2 protein-coding genes are annotated in these 1,230 nt (G+C 59.0%); both read right to left on the bottom strand.

Translation table 11 applies throughout. From position 1 onward, the window contains the following. Nucleotides 1-553: 3-oxoacyl-ACP reductase family protein (locus LD28_RS0112465; RefSeq protein ID WP_033137287.1), on the bottom strand; the 553-nt coding region annotated here is incomplete at its 3' end. 13 nt (nt 554-566) lie between these two features. After that, nucleotides 567-1,230, bottom strand: a 664-nt coding sequence (fabD, locus tag LD28_RS0112460; protein WP_033137286.1) for an ACP S-malonyltransferase, incomplete at its 5' end; no start/stop codon positions are given.

The following is a 1,230-nucleotide window of genomic DNA, read 5'->3' as shown; positions in this document are numbered from 1 at the left end:
CGATGAAACCGGGAGCAACCGCGTTCACTGTGATACCACGGGACGCCACTTCCCGCGCCAACGATTTGGTAAAACCAACAAGACCCGCCTTGGCGGCAGCATAGTTGACCTGACCGGCATTGCCCATGGTTCCCACCACGGAGCCAATGCTGATGATGCGACCGTGACGTTTCTTCATCATGGCACGCAACACCGGTTTGCTCAGACGGTAGAGAGAGGTCAGATTGGTATCGATGATCTCGTTCCACTCGTCGTCTTTCATCCGCATCAACAGGTTGTCACGGGTGATCCCTGCGTTGTTGATCAGGATGTCGATGTCGCCAAAGCGCGCCTTGATGGCGGCGAAGACGGCTTCGATGGATTCCTGGCTGGTCACGTTGAGTGCCATACCGCAACCATTGTCGCCCAGATAGGCGCTGATCGCCTCGGCACCGCTCTCGCTGGTCGCCGTACCAACCACTTTCGCGCCACGGGCAGCAAAAGTTTCGGCAATCGCACGGCCGATGCCACGACTGGCTCCGGTCACCAACACAACCTTATCGGTAAAGCTCATCACTTGCTCCTGTTTACTTGATCTGGGCCAGCGCCTGCTCGAAAGAGGCGGCATCGTTGGCGTGAATGCCTTCCACGCGCTTGTCGATGCGCTTGGCGAGCCCGGTCAGCACTTTGCCCGGTCCCATCTCGATCTCGAGGGTAACGCCCTCATTGGCCATCCGCTCGACAGTCTCGGTCCAACGAACCGGGCTGAACAGCTGACGCACCAGCGCTTGCTTGATGGCGGCCGGATCCTGTTCACAGGATACGTCGACATTATTGATGACCGCGATGGTTGGAACCTTGATCTCGATCCCGTCCAGCGCAGCTGCCAGTTTTTCTGCGGCAGGTTTCATCAGCGCGCAGTGAGATGGTACGGAGACCGGCAGCGGCAGTGCACGCTTGGCGCCCGACTCTTTCATCAATACGTTGGCGCGTTCAACGGCCTCTTTGTGACCGGCGATAACCACCTGGCCCGGGGAGTTGAAGTTGACCGGAGAGACCACCTGCCCTTCTGCTGCTTTTTCGCAGTTGGCCGCGATGGATTCGTTGTCCAGACCGATGATGGCAGCCATGGCGCCGGTGCCTTCCGGTACCGCTTCCTGCATGGCCAGACCACGCAGTTCAACCAGTTTGACAGCATCGGCAAAATCGAGGGCGCCGCTGCAAACCAGCGCGGAGTACTCACCCAGGCTG

This window comes from Aeromonas finlandensis, assembly GCF_000764645.1.
In the GTDB taxonomy this organism is placed as follows: Bacteria; Pseudomonadota; Gammaproteobacteria; order Enterobacterales; family Aeromonadaceae; genus Aeromonas; species Aeromonas finlandensis.
Note: the sequence above shows the minus strand (reverse complement) of the source record. Positions and strands in the feature narration are given on the sequence as shown.